This window comes from Nocardia sp. NPDC050408 (assembly GCF_044458905.1).
Lineage (GTDB): Bacteria > Actinomycetota > Actinomycetes > Mycobacteriales > Mycobacteriaceae > Nocardia.
The window spans coordinates 876,279-897,572 of sequence record NZ_JBITIL010000001.1 but is presented as its reverse complement, the minus strand read 5'-3'; the positions used below and the strand labels follow the sequence as shown (position 1 = coordinate 897,572).

The following is a 21,294-nucleotide window of genomic DNA, read 5'->3' as shown; positions in this document are numbered from 1 at the left end:
AGCCAATCGGGGCAGAATGGTTTGCGTATGGAGCCAATCGAACTTGCCGACCGGCTCGGTCGCTGGTCCGCCGACCGAGGACCGCTGTATCTGCTGTTGGCCGGGCGATTGCGGACGTTGATCGATGACGGTGAGCTGCGGTCGGGCCTGCGGTTGCCGCCCGACCGCAGGCTCGCGAAAGCACTTGCGGTGGGGCGCAGTACGGTCGTTGCGGCCTACGACCTGCTCAGTGTGGAGGGGCGGGTGGTGCGCCGACAGGGTAGCGGCACCCGGGTCGCGGGACCGGGAGCGCTCCCAGCCCGGGAGACCACCCATTCTCCGGCTTTTCTGCAGCTGCTCGAACCGGACGCCGATGTCATCGCGCTCGCCTGTGCCGCCCCCGCGACACCGCCGCCCGAGGTGGCTCAGGCGTATCAGCACATCCTGCCCGAACTCGCTGCCGCCGAAGGCGACATCGGGTATCGGCCGACCGGACATCCGCTGCTGCGCACGACGATTGCCGATCGATACTCGGCACGTGGCGTGCCGACCGATCCGGAGCAGATTCTCGTCACCGGTGGGGGACAGCAGGCGCTGTCCTTGCTCGCCCGCGCGCTGCTGCGGCCCGGCGACCGGGTACTAGTGGAGGCGCCGACCTATCCCGGTGCGCTGGAGGCGTTTCGGGAGGTCGCGGCGATGCCGCGGACAGGTCCGGTGGGCCTGGGCGCGGTGACCCCGGCGGCGCTCGCCTATGTTGTGGCGACCTACCAGAACCCCACGGGGGCAGTGCTTCCCGCGCTGGCTCGGCGGACACTGGTCGAGTCGGCGAGAACGGCCGGGGTGCCGTTGATCGACGACGAGGTGCTGACCGAACTCGGATTCCCGGGGACCGATCCGCCACCACCGCCGTTGGCTGCCCACGACGAGTCCGTGATATCCATCGGTTCGCTCAGCAAGATCGTCTGGGGTGGACTGCGTATCGGCTGGGTGCGTGCCCCGATCCCGGTGATCGCCCGGTTGGCCCGGCTGCGCGCCGTGCACGATCTCGGCGGCAACATTCCAGCTCAGTTGGCCGCTGCCTGGCTACTTCGCAACCTGGATCCGCTGCGCGAGCGAATTGTGCGGCAGCGCAAGGAAAGTCACGATCTTCTGGTGACCGAGCTGGCCGAGCGCCTACCGGAATGGGAGGTCCCCACGGTGTCCGGCGGTCAGACACTGTGGATCCGGCTGCCCCACGGGGACGGCACCTCGTTCGCCCAGCGCGCCCTGCGGCACGGTGTCGCGATCCTGCCCGGCGCCGGTCTCGACGCCTCCGGCGGCAGCATCGACTACATCCGAATCAGCTTCGTCGCCGATCCCGGCAACCTACGCGAGGCCGCACGCCGCTTGGCCGAGGCATGGCGGAGCTACGAACCACCTGACCAGCCCGCTCCGGCAGCACCACCACTTGCTGTCTAGACCGATTCGCGGGGACTTATTCGGTCTGGTCCGCTGGGCGCTTCGGCAGAAGAAAGACGACAATGCCCGCTATGACAGCGATGACGAACGTCCCGAAGGAGGCGACGGCAAAAGCATGGCCGGCGGCGGCAACCCTGCCGACTGCCGCGGGATGAAATGAGCTGAAGTAGACCGCTCCGATAACGGCTACACCTAGCGCGCCGCCACACTGCTGAGCCGTGGACAACGCCCCGGACGCGACACCTGCCGACTCCGGCTCGACGCGGCTCAGCACTGTGTTGAGCGCCGGCGTGATGACCAGTCCGCCACCGGCGCTCTGCAGAACGAGGGTGGGGATCACCAGCAGTGCAGTGATCCGCGGGCCGGACACCAGCAAGAGGCCGGTCGCCAGGTAACCGCTCGCCAACATGATCGCCCCAACCTCCAGGACCCGTCGTCCATACTTCGGGATGATCCGGCTCGCTACCATGCTGAACACGAAAAATGCGATGGCCGCCGGCGTGTAGACCAGGCCCGCGCCGAGTGCCGACATACCCAGGCCTTGCTGCAGCGTTACCGACAAGGCTAGGTAATACGAGTAGATCAGCGCGTACAGGGTCAGGACGAGAATGATCCCGACCGAGAAGGAGTGCTGTCTGAACAGGGTCAGCGGTACCAACGGATCTCCGCCCCGCCGTTCCAGGCCCCGCTCGATCGCGACGAACAAGCCGAACGCGATCGCGCTGCCCGCGAAGCAAGCCCAGACCCACCCTGGCCACCCGGCCTCCTGCCCCTGGATCAGCGGGAGCACCAAGAGGAATAGTGCGGCGCTGAGCACCAGGACGCCGGGCATGTCCAGCTTGCGAGTGGCGGCTGAGCCTGTCTCCGGTACATATCGGAGGGCGAGCGCGAACATGACAATTCCGATCGGCACGTTCACCCAGAACACCAGGCGCCAGCCCGAGTCGAACAGATCGGCGCCGATCAGCAGTCCGCCGATGATCTGTCCGCCGATGGTGGCCATACCTATGACGATGCCGAGCACGCCGTATACGCTGTGCCGCCGCGCCGCCGGCACCAGCACCGTGACGTACGCGAACACCTGGGGAACCATCAACGCGGCTCCTAGGCCCTGGACGACACGAGCGGCGATGAGGCTGCCTGCGTTCGGTGACAGTGCGCAAACGACTGATGACAGCGTGAAAAGGGCCACCCCGAGAAGGAAAATCCGCTTGCGGCCGTACCGGTCGGCGACGCGCGTAGCGGCAATGATGAAGACCGCGTAACTCAGCTGATAACCCGCCATGACCCACTGGACATCGCCGGCGGAGGCATGCAGGTCCGCCACGATCGAGGGGTCGGCGACCACGACGATGAACGAGTCGAGAACAGCGATGAAAAGGGCGGTCAAGACAACCGATATCGTCATCCACGGAATGGCGTCAGCTTCCGCGGCCACTACCGGCTGGATAGCTGATTGCTGACTACTTGCCACGATAAGAGACCTCTTATTCGTCGGGGTTTATCGTCCTAGGGAATTAGCCAGCTTCTTGACCACCTCGGCCGCCATAACGGCCTGCCCGGAAGTCGAGAAGTGGATGCGATCCGCACTGAGCAGGTTGTCGCGGTCGTTGATCGGGTGATCCCACATGTCCACCACGACGGCGTCGTATTCGGAAGCCAGCCCGCGCACGATCTCGTTGACCGCGGCGATCCGATCCGGCCAGTCAGGGAAGACCGGGACGACATACGCCCTGCCGAGCGTAAAAGTGGTCAGCAAGGCGCCGGTCCCCTTCGCCAGGTCGTACATCTGCCGAAGCGTTCGCTCTATCTCGCCGAAGTCCGGCCTGCGCCGCACGATGTCGTTGGCCCCGCATGGCAGGTGGAGCAGGTCCGGGGAGAACTCGAGCATCCGGGCCGCCTGGTTCTCGAGCGTCTGGGCGGTTGTTGCCCCGATCTCGGAGACATTGAGGTAATCCAGATCCGACCGGACAGCCAGTAAGACCTCGGCAACCCGGTCTGACCAGCCCTGATTCTGGTAGCCGGGGGTGGGGTCGCCGGTTCCCGCCGAAAGGCTGTCGCCGATAACGGCATACCTGCCCCACGGGGCCTCGGTCAGCAATGCCACGGCATCCGCCCGGTCGAGGCAGAACGGGTCGGTCGCCTCGGTGAAAGTGTGTTGCTCCATACAGAAGAACATACGGTCGATCGTATGTTTTCTCAAGCGTGAATATCACGGACGGAGCCGTGGAGATTCGGAAGGTGTTGGAACTCATCACCGTTGGTGATAACCGAGCTTGCCGCCAGTGTCCGGTCATGCGGAGAAGCGCGTCGGTTCAGTAGGTGTCCGATCCGGGAATCGATATCGGGTCGGGCGGCGGGGAATTCAGGACACCGATGAAGCGCCGCGAAGACCGCCGGAATCGGGCGAGCTGCCACTTCCGGTTCGAGTTCGGTGTGCGAGCACGTCCGGGAAGTCGAACATCGCGACCAGCGCCGGATCGTGAAGCGCGATCACGCGGGAGACGCCGGTAGGAGTTGGGGCCAGCACCACGATGCCGTTTGCCCGGAATACACCGTCGGCGTCCCGGTAGTAGATGACGGCGGCGGGCTGGCCGTTGGCTGTGGTGGCGAGCATCCGCCAGCTGCCCGGCGTGCCGAGCACGTATGCGTCGAGCATGTGGATGCAGCTCATCCGGCCCGCGTACCACTCGCGGAATGGCGTCGCCTCCAGCGTGGCGTCCGTGCGCAGCACTTGTTCCAGCAGACCGGCATCGGAGTGTTCGAATGCTGCGATGTAGCCGTCGAGTAGTGCACGTGCCCGCTGGTCGGTCGGTTCGAGCAGTTCCTCGGATGCGGGCTCGAGTTCGTCCAGCCGGGCGCGGGCGCGCTGCAGACCGCTCTTGACCGCCGCCGTCGTGGTGCCGAGAATCTCCGCGGTTTCGGCCGCGGAGAACGCCAGCACCTCGCGCAGGATGAGAATCGCGCGCTGGCGGGCGGGTAGGTGCTGCAGGCTGGCGATGAGTGCCAGCCGTAGCGACTCGCGCGCGATCACCGCCGCGGCCGGATCGTCGGCGGGCGGGGCGATCCACCCGTCCGGCAACGGTTCGAGCCACGAAACCTCGCCCGGCGCAACGTGACTCGGCTGGCGATCGGGTCCGTCGTATGGACCTGCCAGCCCCGAGGGCAGCACCCGGTTCCGGCGCGGCTGCAACGCCGTCAGGCAGACATTGGTGGCGATCTTGTAGAGCCAGGACCGAATCGACGCGCGGCCCTCGAATCCGGCATAGGACCGCCACGCTCGAAGATACGTTTCCTGTACCAGGTCCTCCGCATCGTGGGCCGAGCCGACCATGCGGTAGCAGTGCGCCAGCAACTCCCGGCGGAATCGCTCGGTTTCGGCGGCGAACCGGTCCTGGTTCGCCGCCTCGAGCGCGTCCGCCGTCATGCCGCGAGTTTAAGCCGCGGCCGGGCGGTCGGACTCGCGATGACATCCCAGTCGTCCACCAACAGGTGTTCGTCTCGGGGCGTCCACTCGTGGTCGGCCGCCGGAACCCTCAACCACCCCCGGTACGTCTCAACTCCCGCCGTGGATTGCCTGCTTGCCATGCACTGCTCCTTGTCCCGATCGATCCCGCCGCTCGGGACCGTTGCCCATTACGACCGGGACGCTGTTGCGAAGGAATCGAAACCCAGGTCAGCGGGCGCTCAGGGCAGTAGCGCCAATTTGCCGGTGGTGGCGCGGGATTCCAGTTCTGCGAGGACCTTCGGGCCGTCGAACAAGTCGTAGACGGTGGGGCCGACGGGGGTGAGGACGCCAGCGGAGATGAGCGCGGACAGCTCACCCATGAGCTCGCCGAAGATCTGCGGTGCGGCCTGGCTCAACACGCCGATGTTGAGTCCGATGATGTGGACCTGATGCTTGTACACCAGCTCCCAGTTGGTGATCGCGGCTTCACCGCCTGCCACGCCGTAGACGACGATCCGGCCGGTGATCCGCTTGGTCGCGGCCAGGCTGGCGTCGAAGGTGGCGCCGCCGGCGGACTCGAGCACCAGATCGGCGCCGAGGCCGCCGGTCAGCTTCAGTACCTCAGCGGCCAGGTCCTCGATGCGGGAGTCCAGGACGTGGTCGGCGCCGAGTGCCCGCACCGTCTCGTGCTTGCCCGGCGAGGCAGTGGCGATGACCGTCGCACCGTAGTGCTTGGCCATGATCACCGCGGCCTGGCCGGTCGCGCCCGCCGCGGCATGGATCAGCACGGTCTCCCCCGTGGCGATGCGGCCCCCAGGCCTGAGCGCGGCCAGCGCGGTGGGCCAGTTCACGACCAGGCCCAGCGCCTGCTCAGCACTCCAATCCACCGGTACCGGCACCGCCGCGGCCGCGGGCAGGATCATGTACTCGGCGAAAGCCCCGTCGCCGACGCCGATAACGCGGGCACCCGGCTGCGGGCCGGTCACCGCCTCGCCCACCGCCACGACCTCTCCCGCTGCCTCGAAACCCGCCAGATACGGTGGCTGCGGGCCGCCGAGGAAGGTGCCATAGGCCCTCGATATATCGGCGAAGTTGACACCAGCGGCCTCGACCCGGATCAGGATCTCGCCCGGGCCGGGCACCGGTACCGGCGCGTCGGTGATCAAACACATATCCTGCGGACCCATCAGCGAGGTCTGCTGCAGGGCGCGCATAGTGCTGGGAATACGCACGGCAATCAACTCTCTTTCTCGGCTTGCCTCGTCGCGGTCGGTGCCGCACCGTCGACATGTAGACATCGGCCAACTCAGAAAGGAATCGGCGGCCGCGGGTCGTCGTAGGTACACGAGGCGGAGGTCGTGCAGGGCATCGGAGGCGCGTGTGCCGACCATCCCGCGTTCAGCGCGTCCGCAGTCGATTCGCAACAGCGCCGACCTCCCAACATCCGGCCAGCGCAATCCCCGCCCGGGCGGGCACCGAGCCGTTACCAGAAACCAGCACCCTGCCGAACAACCCTCGATACGGCACCGGCCAGTCGAACCGCGCTCCAACATCAGCACGCGCAGCTCGTCGCACGCGGCGCCGATGAAGCACTCGCACGACCCGCCGAGGCGCCGTCGTCGCGTCCCGGTGATACGCGCGCATGCCTGCAGTACGGCTACCCCGAACCTGACGGCAGTGAAGTGTTCGGATCGGCCACAACTGGGCAGCCTGCGGACGAGGTTCGCTGGGTGCGGCTACCGAAGAGTGTTCAGCTCGTCGGCGAACAGCAGGGCGGGGTCGAACTCCATTCCGGTGAAGTGTCCGGCGAGTTCGAGGGAGAGGACGCCGTGGAGTCGGGTCCAGAAGGATATCGCGTGGCGCAGGGTCGTGACCGGTACCGAGTGGTCGGCGGCCCACCGGCGATGGTGTTCGAGGTGGGCGTCGAACGGTGTCGTCGGCTTGTCCGGGGACAGCGCGGAGAATGCCTCGATCAACATCGTCATGATTTCGTTCGAGATCTCGGTGGTGTCGTCGGGGGCGTGGTATCCGGGGATGGGTGTGCCGTAGATGAGGAAGTAGCGCTGAGGATCGGCCAAGGCCCATTCCCGTAGCGCGTTGGCAAGCACGGCCACGTCGGCGCCGGAGTCTCGAGCCGCGCGCAGGGTGTCGGCGAGGCTGCGGTAGGCGTCGCGAATGAGTTCGGTGATCAACTCGTCGCGGCTGGCGAAGTACCGGTACAGCGCGGGACCGCTCACCCCCACCTGTTTGGCGATCGCGTTGAGCGACAATGCCGACGCGCCTGCCGTAGCGATCTGCTCCCGGGCGCACTGCTTGATCTCCGCCCGCATCTGCACTCGATAGCGCTCTCGCGGGCTCTTCGCACCGGTTTCGGTCATCGGCAACTCCTTCCGGCAGTACCCGCCGCCATCCAGTTAGAGGCTATCACTTTTGCTCTTGCTTCTCACAAAATGCAGTTATAAGGTCTAACTAAAGCAAGAGCCACTAACAAGGAGTAGCGCCATGACCGATACTCGCCCGTCCAGCACACCGAAGGCGCAAGCCGAGGCCGCCACCCGCCGCCGCGGGCGAGCCGCCCTGATCGGGATCGCGCTGACCGCCGCGATTCTGGGAACCACCGCCAGACCGGCCCTCGCCGACGGCCCCACTGCGGACGCGACACCACTGACCTGCGACGGGGCGGGCATCGATCCCGCCGCACCGATCCACTATCGGACCGAGATCCTGATCAACGCGCCACTGGACACCATCTGGAACCTGCAGACCGACGTGGAACGCTGGCCGTCCTGGCAGAAGCCGGTCACCAGCATGAAGCGCCTCGACTCGGGACCACTGCAGGCTGGTTCGCAGTTCCGGTGGACCACTCCCGCCCCCGCCACCGCCACCACCCCCGCGACCACCCTGACCATCACCTCCACCGTCCGGCAGTTACAACCCGAACGGTGCATCCGCTGGAGCGGCCCGGCGATCGGTGACGGGATGCGCATCGACGGCGGCATCCATGTCTGGACCTTCACACCGATGGAGGGCGGCGTCCTGGTGCGCACCGAGGAGAACTGGAACGGAGCCCAGGTCGAAGCGGACGTACCGACCTCCACCCACTTTCTCGGCGCCGGTCTGGAAGCCTGGCTGGCCGACCTGCGGACCGCCGCCGAAGGATAGAAGACGACGAACCCCGGGCGCTCGGAGCACCTGGGGTTCGTCGTGGTTGTCTCAGGCCGCGGCGCAGGCCGGGCGCAGCGTATTCATCGCCGGGCGGTCGGCGAGGGAGACCTCCGTGCTGTGCGCGGTGAAGGCATCGCCGATCAGCGGGAATTGGGTCAGCGCCGCACCGGAATCCTGCACACCGCTGCGGCCGAGGACGGTGCCGAGGATTTGGCGGCTCATTATGCCGAGATCGGCGAGTGGGCGGTTGCGGTGGGTGCGCACACCCAGATTCACCTGACCGATCGCGGATAGGCCGAGGCGATCGTAGGTGTCGAGGAGCAGGCCGATCTCCACGCCGTAGCCGGGGGCGAACGGTACCGAGGTCAGCAATTCGCGGGTGCCGGCGTATTCGCCGCCGAGCGGCTGCAGCACCTGCGACAGTTCCGGACGTAATGCAGCGAGCAGCGGACGGGCCACGAGTTCGGTGACGCGACCGCCACCGTGCGCGTCAACGGCACCGGCCTGCCGCAGCGGCCTGCGGTAGTAGGCCTTCACCAGATGCATATCGTCGACCAGCAGCAGCGGGCCGAGCAGCTTCGGCACGAAGGCCGGATCCGGGTCGATGAGATCGGAGTCGACGAAGGCGATGACATCGCCGCTGGTCACCGCCAGCGACCGCCACAGCACCTCGCCCTTACCCGGCATCGGATCGAGTTCGGGGACGGCCTGTTCCCGACTGATCACCTCGGCGCCCGCGGCGAGCGCGCGTTCGGCGGTGGCGTCCGTCGATCCGGAATCGAGCACGATCAGCTCATCGACCAGCGTGCCCAGCAGCGGCCGAATGCTGGCCACCACATCGGCGACGGTGTTCTCTTCGTTCAGCGCGGGCAGCACCACCGAGACGGTGCGTCCGCGCTTGGCGGCGATCAGTTCCTCGACCGTCCAGTCCGGGGTGTCCCAGGTATTCGTCGTCGCCCAGAGCGGGCTGTCGTGGTGGTGGAAATTCATACCAGACCTCGCAGGGTTCGTGCGGGGGGCCGGATGCCCTGTATCGCGGCGATCATGTCCACGACGCGCCGGGTTTCGGCGACCTCGTGCACTCGGAAGACTCGGGCGCCGGCGGCCGCCGACCATGCTGTTGCTGCCAATGTGCCCTCCAACCGTTCGGATAGACCGACACCTAAAGTCTCCCCGATAAAATCCTTGTTGCTCAGCGCCATCAAGACTGGCCATCCGGTATTTACAAGAATGTCTATTCCCCGCAACAACTCGATCCCGTGGTAAGTGTTTTTGCCGAAATCATGGGTCGGATCGATCAGAATCGAATCCTTACGAACCCCGGCCGCAACCGCATCTTCTGCGGCGCGGCGCACGGTTTGCGTTACTTCTGCCACCACATCGGCGTAGCGCACCCGATGCGGCCGGGTGCGCGGGACGGCCCCACCGGTATGGCTGCAAACGATGCCGACGCCGCGATCGGCGGCCACGCGCACCAGATCCGGATCGGCGCCCGCCCAGGTGTCATTGATCAGATCCGCGCCGGCGGTGACGGCGGCCTCGGCCACCTCGGCGCGCCAGGTATCGATGCTGATCAGTAGCTCCGGATACTTTTCCCGGATCGCCGCGACGAACGGGACCACGCGGCGGGCCTCTTCCGCCGCGTCGACCAGCGTGCCCGGACCGGCCTTCACCCCGCCGATATCGACTAGATCGGCGCCCTCGTCGACGGCGCGCGCGACCGCGTCCATGGCGGCCGCGTCGGTGAAGGTGGCGCCCTGGTCGTAGAAGGAGTCGGGGGTGCGGTTGACGATGGCCATGACCAGCGCCCGATCCGTCGCCACCGGCTTGCCGCACAAGGTGGGAAGCGGCGCTGCGGTGGGGCTGAACATGCACCCGACTGTACCTAGTCCTGTAACACGCCCCCACGGAACGGGTTGTGGACGGCACATTCTTGGGACGCGCAACAACGGGATCGGCGAGCACCTGGGTAACTCGTCGCATGCACCCAATCCGCCGCCGAACGATCGGCCTAGCGCATCGTGCAGATAGCTTGCCGCGCCACCCGCTCCGGCTGCTCGACGAGCGCAGTGACATGGCCGTCGATGCGGCGTGGGCGCGCACCATTCGACTGCGTTCGAGGTAACCCTCGAACCAAGGCTCGATACAGCAGGAGCTATCTGGACGCAGCGCTAGTTCTTGGGGGCGCGGGCTGCGGCGACGTCGGCGGCGTATTCGTCGTAGGCCGGGATGTAGCCGTCGGCTCGACCGGCGAGCACATATAGCTGGCTGTCGGCATCGGATTCGTAGCCCTGCTTGCGGAGTTCGACCTTGCGGCTCTTGAAGGTGGAGGTCTGCTCGAGCTCGGCGACGACCCGGATGAACAGTGGGACCGCATAGCCGGGCAACCGGGAGTAGGCCAGTTCGGCGAGCGCGCGACCGTCGAATTCGGCATCCGGGTACAGCGTCACCGCCGCCATGCCCGCCTTGCCATCGGTGCCCGGGATATCCACGCCGAAGACGACTGCCTGCGAGATCGCGTCGGATTCGGCGAGCACACCCTCGACCTCGGTGGTTGCGACATTCTCACCCTTCCAGCGGAAGGTATCGCCGAGCCGATCGACGAATGCGATGTGATGCCAGCCCTGATCACGGACCAGATCGCCGGTATCGAACCAGACGTCGCCGTCGGTGAAGCCATCGCGGACCAGCTTCGCCTCGGAGGCGGCCTTATCGGTGTAGCCGTCGGCGGGCGAGCGATCGGTGACCTTGGCCAGCAGCAGACCGACCCCGCCGCCCGGCACCCGGCGCAGCCGACCGTCCTTGTCGCGCTTGGCCTTTCCGGTCGCGTCGTCGTATTCGACGATGGCATAGGGCAGCGGCCCGAAGCCCGCGGTGCGATCCACCCCGAAGGCGTTGACGAAGGCGATATTCACCTCGCTGGCGCCATAGAACTCGACGATCCGACCGATGCCGAAGCGGCTCTTGAACTCGTCCCACAGCTCCGGCCGCAGACCATTGCCGACGGCGAGCCGGACCCGGTGCTGCCGATCGGTCGCCTTGCCCGGCTGATTGACCAGATAGCGGCAGAGTTCACCGATGTAGATGAACGCGGTGGCCTGCTCCCGGATGATCTCGTCCCAGAACCGGGAGGCGGAGAACTGCCTACCGAGCGCGAAGGTGCCGCCCGCGGCGAGCACCGACGACAGCGCGACGGTCAGTGCGTTGTTGTGATAGAGCGGCAGGCAGCAGTACAGCGTGTCGTTGCCGTTCAGGCGAATTCCGAGTCCGCCGAGACCGGACATGCTCTTGGTCCAACGTAGATGGGTCATCACGCTGGCCTTGGGCAAGCCGGTGGTGCCGGAGGTGAAAATCAGGAAGGCGCGTTCCTTGGCGGTTATCTGCGCGCAACTCGCCGGATCGGCCGGGTCTGCGTCCTCGGCCGCCTCGTGCAGCTCCTGCGAAAAGACCACATTGGCAAGGGGTTCGGCGAGGGAGTCCAATGCTGCCTGGCATTCCTCCCCGACCACATTGAGCACGCTATCGAGTAGCCCGAAGCTATGGGCGAGCACCTGGTCGCGCTGGTGGTGGTTCAGCAGGCCGACCGTCGCACCGAGTTTCACGGTGGCCAGCGCCACGAACAGGGTTTCCGGACGATTGGTCATCAGCACGCCGACCACGTCACCGCGCTGCACGCCACGGTCGGCCAGCACCCGCGCGTACCGGTTCACCTGGGCGTTGGCCGCGCGGTAGCTGAAGGTTTCGCCCTCGTACTTCAGGAACGGCCGGTCCGGATGCCGGTGCGCGTTGCGCTGGAAGTACAGACCGACCGAGGATTTGTCATCCGGCCCCACCAGCATGCCGAGCGCGCCGCGCAGCATGGACGGTGCGTCCAATGCCATGAGCGGCAACCGCTTCGCGATATCGAATAGGCTGACCTTCGGGCGGGCGCCAGTGCTCACTGCGTCAAACCTCCTCGTCGAGGGTGGTGCCCGGCTCCTGCGTCACCTCGGATACCTGCACCGGTTTCAGTGCGGCGAAGGCCGCAGACAGATCGTTGACCACGGTGATCCGGGCCATGGCCGACTGGGACACGAACTTCCGATCGTAGAGTTTGTCCAGCCAGTCGAACAGACCTCGATAGAAACCATCGGGATCGAGGACAACCACGGGCTTATCGTGTTGGCCCAGGTAACCGCCGGTCCAGGTTTCGAAGAACTCCTCCAGCGTGCCGATGCCACCGGGCAAGGTGAGGAAGGCGTCGGCGCGGTCCTCCATGACCTGTTTGCGTTGGCGCATGGTGTCGGTGACGATCAGCTCGTCGGCGTCGACATCGGCTACTTCCTTGTGCACCAAGTGTTTCGGGATCACCCCGATGGTGTGCGCACCGCCCGCACGGGCACCGGTGGCGACCGCGCCCATCATCGAGACGTGACCACCGCCGGACACCAATCGCCAACCGCGCCTTGCGATCTCGGTGCCGACCCGGGCGGCGAGGGCGAGCATCGCCGGATCGGCGGTGCTGGCCGAGCAGTAGACGCAGACCGCGTATCCGCCTTGGCTCACCACTGATCCTCCGTCCCGAGCGCATCGGTGTCGGTGGCACCGTCCGCGGTGGCCAGAATGATCTGCACGACCTCCTCGACGCTATCGGTCACATGCAGCAGGCCGAGGTCGCCGGGTGAGATCTTGCCGGAGCCGCCGAGCGAATCGCGTAGCCAGTCGACGAGTCCGGCCCAGTATTTGCTGCCGAACAGGATGATCGGGAAGCGGGTGATCTTGTGGGTCTGCACCAGGGTGAGCGCCTCGAACAGCTCGTCCAGGGTGCCGAATCCGCCCGGCAGACAGATGAATGCCTGGGAGTACTTCACGAACATGGTCTTGCGCGCGAAGAAGTAGCGGAAGTTGATGCCGAGGTCGACCCATTCGTTGAGGCTCTGCTCGAACGGCAACTCGATGCCGAGTCCGATCGAATACCCGCCCGCCTCCGACGTGCCCCGGTTCGCGGCCTCCATCACGCCGGGGCCGCCGCCGGTGATCACCGCGAATCCGGCCTGTGCCAGCGCACCGCCGATGGCCATGGCGGCGTGATATTCCGGATGCCCCGGTGGCGTGCGGGCCGAACCGAAGACGGTGACCGCGCGCGGCAATTCGGCGAGCGCGCCGAAGCCCTCGACGAATTCGGCCTGGATGCGCAATACCCGCCACGGATCGGTATGCACCCAATCGCTGGGTCCATGCCGGTCCAAGAGGTTCTGGTCGGCGGTGCCGCCCGGTTTGCGATCGCGGCGGAACATGATCGGCCCGCGGAATTTGGGTGTCGACTTCGGCGTGCTTGCGATCTCGTTATCGGCGGCTCCGGTGGACATAGCGCCCACGCTACCGGGCTCCCCCGCCTCCCCGAACCTTCAGGCGCCGGACTCAGTCGCGGCAACTATGACGTTGGCGCGCGGCGGTAGAAGCTGCGGGCAAGTCAGCCCGTCCCCGACGAGTTACCGGTGTGCTCTCTAAACGCACCGCCGCTGGTCATGGTGCAGACAGTACCGGGTGTTCTGAGGCCAATTGCTATCTAGTCATCAAGAATTCGGCCGACGTGTGTGTAGGGCGGTGCTGAATGACGCGGTGTGTTTGGTTCGCCCGGTCGGGCCGGGCCAGCGAGGAGGGCGGGGTTGCAGGGGGAAGACGGGGTTGGGTCCGGCGTGCGGTGCGGTCTGTCGCGGTCGGTCGTCGGTGAGGTGTGCGGGGTTCCATTCGTCGGCGGGACATAGTTGAGGGGTGGCACCGCTTGTCGGTGCCACCCCTCAATGCAATTCGGTACGGCTGCCTAGCCGGAGCGGCGGCGTGTGACCTCGTTCAGTGCGGGGCCGAGCTTGCCACCGATCAGTGCGGTGAATTGCCCAGGCTAGGCAGTACCACCCCCACCCGTTTCTGGAGAGCCTTCGGGGACGTCCCCGCCACCGCCGGGTCCTTGCTCGCCCGGTCCTTCCTCACCGGGTCCTTCCTCGCCGGGTCCTTGCTCGCCCGGTCCTTGTTCACCTGGTCCACCCGGTCCACCCGGTCCACCCGGAATACCGCCACCGGGAATCGGAATGGGGATGGGAATAGGGATCGGGATGGGGATGGGGAGAACTCCGACACCGCCACCGCCACCGACACCGCCGCCGCCACCGGGGATGACGGGAATAACTCCGCCACCGCCACCGGGCGGGAAGGGGATGGTTGTCGCCGGCGTTGTCGCCGGCGTTGTCGGCGGCGCTGTCGTCGTCGTCGGCGGCACTGTCGTTGTCGTTGTCGTTGTCGGCGGCGCTGTAGTCGTGGACGTCGGTGGGATAGTGCAGTTGGGTCGGGTGATCCTGTTGTTGTCCAGGCTGACCTGGCCGTTTCGTGCCAACAGCCGTCCCTCCACGATGGTTCCGGTCTGCGCCGAGATCGAGGTCAACGCCATGATGGTTCCGACGAAGGTAGTGTTGGTGCCCAATGTCGCGGAACTACCCACCTGCCAGAAGACGTTGCACGGTGAGGCCCCGTTGATGAGGGCGACCGTGCTGTTCGATGCCGTGATCAACGTAGATCCCGCTTGGAAGATCCAGACCGAGTTGGGATCATTTTGCCCATCGAGGGTGACTGTCCCGGTTAGGCCCATGGGGCCCGCCGTGTTATACACCCCCGCGACCAGTGTTTGGCCGCCGAGATCAGGGGGAGCGGCGGTGGCAGGACCGCGACCCGCAGCATCGTTATATGCCGTAGTCAGATCTGTTTGTGCTTGCAACGCCACCGCGTCGGCAGCGTGGATGGTTCCCGTTCCGGGGGTAATAAGTCCCGGCGGAAACCCGGTAACCGCACTCCCTGGACTGACCCCCACATCACCGGAGATGATCGTGGGTCCCGTGTTGGTGACCGTCTGACCCGCCAATACCGCAAAGGATGTGGCCGTCCCCAACCCGACAGGGGGCTGGGCCGCTGACGCTATCCCATTGAATATCAGCAGGACTGTGGCGGCCACAACCGTCACCGCAGCGATGATCAATCGTCCGACCGGACGCGCCCGGGGCGAGTTGGACGGCAATGTCACTGGTTTCCCTTCGCCGTTGCACGGCACACGTGTGAATGTCACTGTCTGTCTTCGATGCAACTGGACAGCGTGGATGGGTCGACCCGCCGCGATTTGCTCACCGCTGTTCTAGAAGCTTCCAAACCGGCCCGACCACGCCAATAAGTCGAAGCCAGAAATTAACCCATCCAGGGTCGCGCGACTTACGAAGTACCTTTCGATGCCGATGTAGCGGGGCGTGGGCGATGCTCGCGTCAGTGTGCTTGCTACTGAATCGGTGTCACGGTCGAGTCTCGCCACGGGAGTATCAGCGGTTCGCAAAACAATGCGCGATCCCTCTTCTGGCGGGCGACCACGCAAGCACCCTCGAGGCCCGTCTTCGGGGGAACACCAATCACCAAACAGGAAGAGGTTAAACAAACATGGGTCTCCTCAGCGGTCTGCTGCCGATCGTGGGCAACCTTCTCACCGGTGTCGTCAGCGTTCTGGTCCACTCGCTGCTCTGACACGAATGCCCGGTTTGCGGCCCGACCCCCGACATCTCAAAAGAGTCGGTCGGGGGTCGGGCCGCAAACAATTCGCTACGCCGAACCGATACAGAGATGATCAACCGAGAGGCTGTTCGAATGATCCTCCAGCCCGTAATCAACCTCGTCACAGGACTTCTCGCCGTCGCTGGAGACACACTCCATTTTCTGACCGGCGGCCTGCTCTAGGGGCAATGACAATCCAGCGGAATGAACGTGAAGTACGGCACGTCCAAGTAGAAGCCCGAGTCTGTGAGAGGTCGGATCGTAGTGTCGAGGAAGATAGCTCGAGCACTCGCCGTAACCGGCGTGTGTGCAGTCGCCGCAGCGACCGGCGCCGTCGTCGCCGAACCCGCTACCGCTGCTCCGGAATTCGATCCGACCGACTGCCCGGCCCTGTACACCCTCGGTGTTCAGGGCACAGGGCAGTCCTCTCTCAGCGCATCGCCCACCGTCGACACCGGCATGCTGTCGGGCGTTTTCACACCAATGCTGGCCAGCATCTCGAAGCCCGGAGCGGTCGATCGCGCATACGTTCCCTATCCCGCGGCATTCGGCGGGATCGTGCCCGGCGCTACCTCGTCGTCGTACGCGCAATCCGTCTCCGCCGGGCTCGACGAGCTGCGGAGCATGGCCCGCGGAATCAGCAATAGATGCGAGAACACTCGCCTGGCTTTGCTGGGATATTCACAAGGGGCGCACGTTGTTTCGTTGTTCCTGCGGGAGGTAGGGCTCGGATACGGTGTGGTGGAACCGGACAAGATAGCCGGCGCCGCACTCTTCGGCGACCCGACCCGTGACCCGGGGGCACCGGTGTTCCCCGGCGCGCCGGGACAGCGCACACCCGCCCCCGCGCCCGGCACCGACCGAACAGCATTGGCGGGGTTGCCGCCAGTCGCACAGACGATGCCCGCTGGCGGTGGCATCGGACCGCAACAAGACATTGCCGCAGACTTCGGCGCTCTCTCCGGACGCGTGGCCTCGGTGTGCATTGCAGAAGACCTCGCCTGCGACGCACCCACCGGCGCACCGATACTGCACGCGTTGACGAACATCATCGGCCAGGCACTGCTATCCCCGCTCGACCCATTCACCGCACTGTCCTCGATCCTTCAAGCTGTTGTCGCGACAACCGTGAAGACCGCCGCCGCCGTGGCAAGCAATGACTTGGACGGCAACACGGTCGAAACACTGACGCTGACGTCGGAAAGAACGCTCAGTCAGCGCCTTTCGGAAGCCTCGGACCCGCGGGTGCCGGTTTATGGTCCCGACGCGCAGGCAGCGTTGCTCAAAGTGGGTACAGTCGCGCTCAATATTTTGCTCGCCGTAGTAGGCGTGACACTCGAACCGAGCGAAGTCGCCGAAATTCTCAGCGTCGGCGAGAATCAACCTTTGGACGGCATTGCCCTCCTTACGGAAAAAGTTACCGGCCCGCGATTCCCTTCGGTGCCGATCGAACCCACCGGGAACCTGGTGACACAAGCGTTCGACGCGGTCGCCTTTGCCGTCGCAGACAACGCCGCGCTACTCGAACCCGCAACGTGGGCGAGATATCAGGATGTTGTCGCACGCCACGGCGCCTATGCATGGGAATCCGTCACCGAAACCGGCCAGACGCCCACCCAATTCGTCGCGGACTGGTTTTCAGCGCTGGCACGCAGTCTCTCCACTCGGACAGGCTCCGTCACCAATGCCAAGGCTTCCGCTGCACCGAGTGTTCCCAGTCAACCTATGGATCCACATCAGGCCGTAGCACCAGGCGATGCAGCTCCACCGGCGATACAGGCCGCCGAATCAGCTACGGCCAAATCCACGCTTCTACATCGCGCACCACGGAAAGACATGTCAGCATCCGTTACCGCTGACCCCGATATCGCAATGTGGTATTGCCTGTGGATGCTCCTGATGTTCCCGGTTTCGTGGCGCCTGCTTCGATATCGGCTCGCCGCTCGCGATGACGCGGGTGTCCGATCCGACTTTCTTGCCGGGTCCACGAACTCAGCCTCGAACAGCGCCAGCTGGTATCGGAGCGCGCCGCCGATAGCCACAGCAGTCGGAGCCATGTCGGTTATCGCGGTGTCGGTGCGTGAGCTCCTGTAGGGAATACCGACAAATCACCACTTTGCAGTGGCTGCGGGTCGGCCACGGCGCAGAGTGGCCCACCATCAGAAGATCAACACCGTCTCCCGCTCCCGCGACAGCCTGGCGCGCAGTATTCGCGGTCAAGCCGCCCTCGTCGACCAAGGTCGATGCTGGGGGGCGGGTCTGTCATGGTGGGCCAGCGGGCGGCGGAGTGATGCCAACGAGCGCGGTGTAGACCACCACATTGGACTGATAGCTTCTTATGGTGTGGTCGAATTCGCCGCCACACGTCACCAGTTGCAGCGCGCTGTATCCCTGCGAGTCGTAGACCTCATGGCTTGGGAACTCCGACTTGAGATAAGTGGCTACCCTCTGGACGAGGAAGTGAGCAACCGATCGGTCCGCTCTTGTCACGTGGACCTCGTCCCCGGGCCGCAGTGACGATAGTCGGTAGAAGACCGCGGGTCCGGTGTAGGAGTCTACGTGTCCCAGGATGACCGCGGAGCCCATGTCCCCCGGCGGGGGGCCGTATCGGTACCAGCCCGCTATCTGAAAGTCCGTCGGAAGTTCTACCGTGCGATCAGGATTGAGGCCGAGCTCGGAGAGTGGTCCATCCACGGCAATAGCTGGGATGTGTAGTTCCACAGGGAGCGATTCTGGGAGCGCGGCCGGGGCCACGGTACCGAATGTGGTCACGGCGGCATGGGGGGCCGGGACCAGATTCCCACCTGGGCACAATCGAGCGATCGGACTCATTGCCGCAAGAAGTAGCAGAATGCTGGCCGCTATTCGCAGGTGCCTCGACGACGTCGGCGAACTGCGTCCTGGACTGCGCGGAGTGTGGGCTCGCGCTTCGGTCATTCCGGTTCCAGCCGGGGTGTGGTGGGCCCCTGACGTCGGCGAGTGGTCTGCTCGAGCAGGAGGCCGAGTCCAGGTACCGCCAGCCCACCCAAGGTCATCAACCGGGTCCGGGTCATCGGCGCTGCCGTCTTCGCCGGTACCTGGAGCACCCTTTGGTGGAACTCCAGGGCCGGGCGTCACAGGCGGTGCTGTCTCGGGCGTATCGCGGTCGCCCTGACCACGTTCACCACCGGATCCACCTGGACCGCTGAGGCCTTGCGGTGGGAGTTCCCGAATCGGTGGGCTGGGACCGCGGGGCAACCCTGGAATGACCGATACAGCACGAAATGACGAGCTCATACGAACTCCTCGACAGATAGAATTTATCCCTGAGCCTCACTTGCAATTGTGAATGCGACCGGATCACTTCTATCGCCTCGGCAACCAGCGAAGTGCTTATGGCACTCGACACGTGTTAGTGCGATATTACGCTTCAAGGCCGCAGGGTCTAATTAAACTTTGGGTTCGGGTAGTAGTGCCGAGACTAAATGTGATGCCTCTATTAGACTGCCGTAGTAGCCATGGGTGGGAATCGGGAGAAATTGGCGGGGCCCTCTCTGCCAGAATCGCATTAGTCCAGGTGACCGGTTGGTTCCAGGAGGTGAGTACGGTCGATATCATCGGGTAGTCCCTCGAGTTCGACCGGAGACAGACTCGCTGGTGTGCTCGTTGCGATATCGCCTTCGTCTACCCCGATGAAGGCGGCGATGTCGCACGCAATCTTCTTGTTTACCGATCTGCAACAACGCCTGGCTCGTCCCACAGAATCCAGATGAATTCACCTCGATCAACGACCCCGACAACCCACACAGCGCCGCAGGCATCCACCCCGAGTTGCTGTTCACCGGAATGTGGAATCTGCCGATGTTTACAGCACACGACAGATCGAACTGTGGCACGACCCCAAAGGTCGCTTCCTGACCTGCGATGCCCCGGTGCGGGTCCCGTTCCGCCGCGGCGTCACAACGCGACCGTCCTGAGAGGAGACACGCCCCTCATGCCGGAGCCAGACGTGAGAAAGCTGACCGTGCGTGCCCCGCACCCCGGCCGGAATCAGCGGGACAGTTCGGCAGCGTTGGTGACTCGTTCGGTCAGGTAGTTGCGCAGTGTCGCGGCGACCGAGGTGATCTGGGCGACCGGGACGTGTTCGTCGCGCTTGTGGGCGAGATTGGGGTCGCCGGGACCGAAGTTCACCGCCGGGATGCCGCGGGCGGCGAAGCGCGCGACATCGGTCCAGCCGTATTTGGCGCGCACACTGTCGGCGCCGACCACGCTGATCAGATCCTTGGCGGCGGGTGCGGACAGGCCCGGCAGTGCGCCCGCGGCGGCGTCGGTGAGCTCGAAATCGAGGTCGAGTCCGGCGAATACCTCGCGCACATGCTCGGTGGCTTGGGCGACGGTACGGTCGGGCGCGAAGCGGAAGTTCACGTCGACCTCGGCCTCGTCCGGAATCACATTGCCCGCAACGCCACCGCCGATACGGACCGCGGACAGGCCCTCGCGATAGACGCAGCCGTCGATATCGACCTCGCGGGCCTTATAGTCGGCGAGCCGCTGCAGCACCGGGGCCAAGTGGTGAATCGCATTGTCGCCCTTCCACGACCGCGCCGAATGTGCCCGCACGCCCTTGGTCGCGAGCCGGGCGCGCAGGGTGCCCTGGCACCCCGCCTCGATGACACCGCCGGACGGTTCGCCGAGGATGGCCAGATCGCCGACGAGCCAATCCGGGAGGTCGCGTTCGATGTGGTTGAGACCGTTGTACTTCGCGGAGATCTCCTCGCAGTCGTAGAAGATCAGCGTCAGATCGTGCACCGGTTCCGCGACGGTCGCGGCCAGATGCAGGAAGACCGCGTCACCGGATTTCATATCAACGGTGCCGCAGCCGTAGAGCTGGCGCTCCCCCGCCTCGTCCACGAACGTGCTCGGCACATTGTCGGCGATGGGCACGGTATCCAAATGACCGGCGAGAATGACCCGAGTCGGCCGCCCCAGATCCGTGCGCGCGAGCACCACATTCCCGTGCCGCAGCACCTCGAATCCGCTGGTCTGCTCACGCAGCGCCCGCTCGACCAGGTCGGCAATGACCGTCTCGTCGCGCGAGACGCTGGGGATGTCGACGAGAGCTGCGGTCAGTGCGATGGGGTCGGCGCGCAAGTCGATGGTCACGCGCCCCAGCCTACGGTTCTCCGGTCGCACCCGACGCCATCGCGGCGCCGATACGGTCTCCACTATGCACCCGACTCATCGACGCAATCGGTTACCGCGCCGCAATCGGCGACGGCGACTCGATACACCGGCGGTTTCCGTCGCCGGGGCCGACATCGTCATAGTCGGCTTCTTCTCCGCTAGGGAACCGGACTACGTGACGCGCATGGACGACGCCGCGAACGTGGTCGCCACCCTCGGCGGTCAGGTCGTCGCGATGTTCACCCAGCGTCGTGGCGTCTCGGCCGGCGGTGTCGGCGTGATGGCGCGGCCGCTTTCACCCCGCACGCTGTTCAGCACCGGAAAAGTCGGCGAGATCGCCGCGGCCTGTGCGGAACTCGCCGCGGACGCCGTGGTAGTCATCAACGAGCTCACTCCGCACCAACGTTCGGTGCTGACCAAAGCCTTCGGGCGGTCCACGATCAGCCTTGCGGAATTGTGATAAGTCGAGGTGGCAGGTAGCGGTCGACGTGGCTCACCACGAGTGCGGATGGGTGGGT

General features: G+C 65.4%; 17 protein-coding genes and 1 pseudogene. 5 read left to right on the top strand and 13 right to left on the bottom strand.

Annotation, left to right across the window (positions count from 1 at the left end; genetic code table 11):
- Positions 1 to 27 precede the first annotated feature (27 nt).
- Positions 28 to 1,437, top strand: a complete 1,410-nt coding sequence (locus ACIBJI_RS03945) for a PLP-dependent aminotransferase family protein (RefSeq protein ID WP_364344380.1) — start codon at positions 28 to 30, stop codon at positions 1,435 to 1,437.
- 16 nt (positions 1,438 to 1,453) lie between these two features.
- Here ACIBJI_RS03945 and ACIBJI_RS03940 read toward each other — a convergent pair whose 3' ends face one another.
- The 5 genes from ACIBJI_RS03940 to ACIBJI_RS03920 form a co-directional block, all read right to left on the bottom strand.
- On the bottom strand, positions 1,454 to 2,845 hold the full coding sequence (locus ACIBJI_RS03940; RefSeq protein WP_397082942.1) for an MFS transporter: 1,392 nt from the start codon (positions 2,843 to 2,845) through the stop codon (positions 1,454 to 1,456).
- A 93-nt stretch (positions 2,846 to 2,938) separates the two neighbouring features.
- Entirely contained in the window at positions 2,939 to 3,604 is a 666-nt protein-coding gene (locus ACIBJI_RS03935) for an SGNH/GDSL hydrolase family protein (RefSeq protein WP_364344386.1), read from the bottom strand.
- A gap of 198 nt (positions 3,605 to 3,802) precedes the next feature.
- Positions 3,803 to 4,864, bottom strand: a complete 1,062-nt coding sequence (locus tag ACIBJI_RS03930; RefSeq protein ID WP_364344389.1) for an RNA polymerase subunit sigma-70 — start codon at positions 4,862 to 4,864, stop codon at positions 3,803 to 3,805.
- Positions 4,865 to 5,124: 260 nt separating this feature from the next.
- The gene (locus tag ACIBJI_RS03925) at positions 5,125 to 6,117 is read right to left on the bottom strand and encodes a zinc-binding dehydrogenase (RefSeq protein ID WP_397082939.1); all 993 of its coding nucleotides are present in this window, start codon (positions 6,115 to 6,117) and stop codon (positions 5,125 to 5,127) included.
- 504 nt (positions 6,118 to 6,621) lie between these two features.
- On the bottom strand, positions 6,622 to 7,263 hold the full coding sequence (locus ACIBJI_RS03920; RefSeq protein WP_364344398.1) for a TetR/AcrR family transcriptional regulator: 642 nt from the start codon (positions 7,261 to 7,263) through the stop codon (positions 6,622 to 6,624).
- 124 nt (positions 7,264 to 7,387) lie between these two features.
- Between ACIBJI_RS03920 and ACIBJI_RS03915 the strand changes: the two genes are divergently transcribed.
- On the top strand, positions 7,388 to 8,047 hold the full coding sequence (locus tag ACIBJI_RS03915) for an SRPBCC family protein (protein ID WP_397082937.1): 660 nt from the start codon (positions 7,388 to 7,390) through the stop codon (positions 8,045 to 8,047).
- 51 nt (positions 8,048 to 8,098) lie between these two features.
- On the opposite strand, the gene ACIBJI_RS03910 is transcribed toward ACIBJI_RS03915, so the two are convergent.
- From ACIBJI_RS03910 to ACIBJI_RS03885, 6 genes are all read right to left on the bottom strand, one after another.
- Positions 8,099 to 9,040 carry a glucosyl-3-phosphoglycerate synthase gene (locus ACIBJI_RS03910; RefSeq protein WP_364344402.1) on the bottom strand — a complete coding sequence of 314 codons (942 nt, stop codon included), beginning with the start codon at positions 9,038 to 9,040 and terminating at the stop codon, positions 8,099 to 8,101.
- Positions 9,037 to 9,921 carry a dihydropteroate synthase gene (gene folP, locus ACIBJI_RS03905; protein ID WP_364344404.1) on the bottom strand — a complete coding sequence of 295 codons (885 nt, stop codon included), beginning with the start codon at positions 9,919 to 9,921 and terminating at the stop codon, positions 9,037 to 9,039. Before folP ends, ACIBJI_RS03910 begins: the two co-directional genes overlap by 4 nt.
- Positions 9,922 to 10,221: 300 nt before the next feature.
- Positions 10,222 to 11,991, bottom strand: coding sequence for a long-chain-acyl-CoA synthetase (locus ACIBJI_RS03900; RefSeq protein ID WP_397082935.1), 1,770 nt, complete (start codon positions 11,989 to 11,991; stop codon positions 10,222 to 10,224).
- Positions 11,992 to 11,995: 4 nt separating this feature from the next.
- Positions 11,996 to 12,598: a TIGR00730 family Rossman fold protein gene (locus ACIBJI_RS03895; RefSeq protein WP_364344410.1), complete on the bottom strand. Its 603-nt coding sequence runs from the start codon at positions 12,596 to 12,598 to the stop codon at positions 11,996 to 11,998.
- On the bottom strand, positions 12,592 to 13,398 hold the full coding sequence (locus ACIBJI_RS03890) for a TIGR00730 family Rossman fold protein (protein WP_396957203.1): 807 nt from the start codon (positions 13,396 to 13,398) through the stop codon (positions 12,592 to 12,594). The genes ACIBJI_RS03895 and ACIBJI_RS03890 overlap by 7 nt, the downstream gene beginning before the upstream one ends.
- A 533-nt stretch (positions 13,399 to 13,931) precedes the next feature.
- Entirely contained in the window at positions 13,932 to 15,101 is a 1,170-nt protein-coding gene (locus ACIBJI_RS03885; RefSeq protein ID WP_397082933.1) for an ice-binding family protein, read from the bottom strand.
- A 971-nt stretch (positions 15,102 to 16,072) separates the two neighbouring features.
- Between ACIBJI_RS03885 and ACIBJI_RS03880 the strand changes: the two are divergent.
- Positions 16,073 to 16,618 (top strand): annotated as a pseudogene (locus ACIBJI_RS03880) (cutinase family protein); the annotation flags it as partial.
- Between the two features lie 33 nt (positions 16,619 to 16,651).
- Positions 16,652 to 17,707 (top strand): hypothetical protein, encoded by a 1,056-nt coding sequence (locus tag ACIBJI_RS03875; RefSeq protein ID WP_397083074.1) that lies wholly within the window; start codon positions 16,652 to 16,654, stop codon positions 17,705 to 17,707.
- A 168-nt stretch (positions 17,708 to 17,875) separates the two neighbouring features.
- Here the strand turns inward: ACIBJI_RS03875 and ACIBJI_RS03870 are convergent, their stop codons facing one another.
- Together ACIBJI_RS03870 and dapE are read right to left on the bottom strand one after the other, a co-directional pair.
- Positions 17,876 to 18,445 (bottom strand): class F sortase, encoded by a 570-nt coding sequence (locus ACIBJI_RS03870; protein ID WP_397082931.1) that lies wholly within the window; start codon positions 18,443 to 18,445, stop codon positions 17,876 to 17,878.
- A gap of 1,197 nt (positions 18,446 to 19,642) precedes the next feature.
- Positions 19,643 to 20,755, bottom strand: coding sequence for a succinyl-diaminopimelate desuccinylase (gene dapE / locus ACIBJI_RS03865; protein ID WP_364344422.1), 1,113 nt, complete (start codon positions 20,753 to 20,755; stop codon positions 19,643 to 19,645).
- A gap of 64 nt (positions 20,756 to 20,819) precedes the next feature.
- On the opposite strand from dapE, the gene ACIBJI_RS03860 reads away from it, so the two are divergent.
- The gene (locus tag ACIBJI_RS03860; RefSeq protein ID WP_364344425.1) at positions 20,820 to 21,236 is read left to right on the top strand and encodes a hypothetical protein; all 417 of its coding nucleotides are present in this window, start codon (positions 20,820 to 20,822) and stop codon (positions 21,234 to 21,236) included.
- The last annotated feature ends 58 nt before the right edge of the window (positions 21,237 to 21,294 follow it).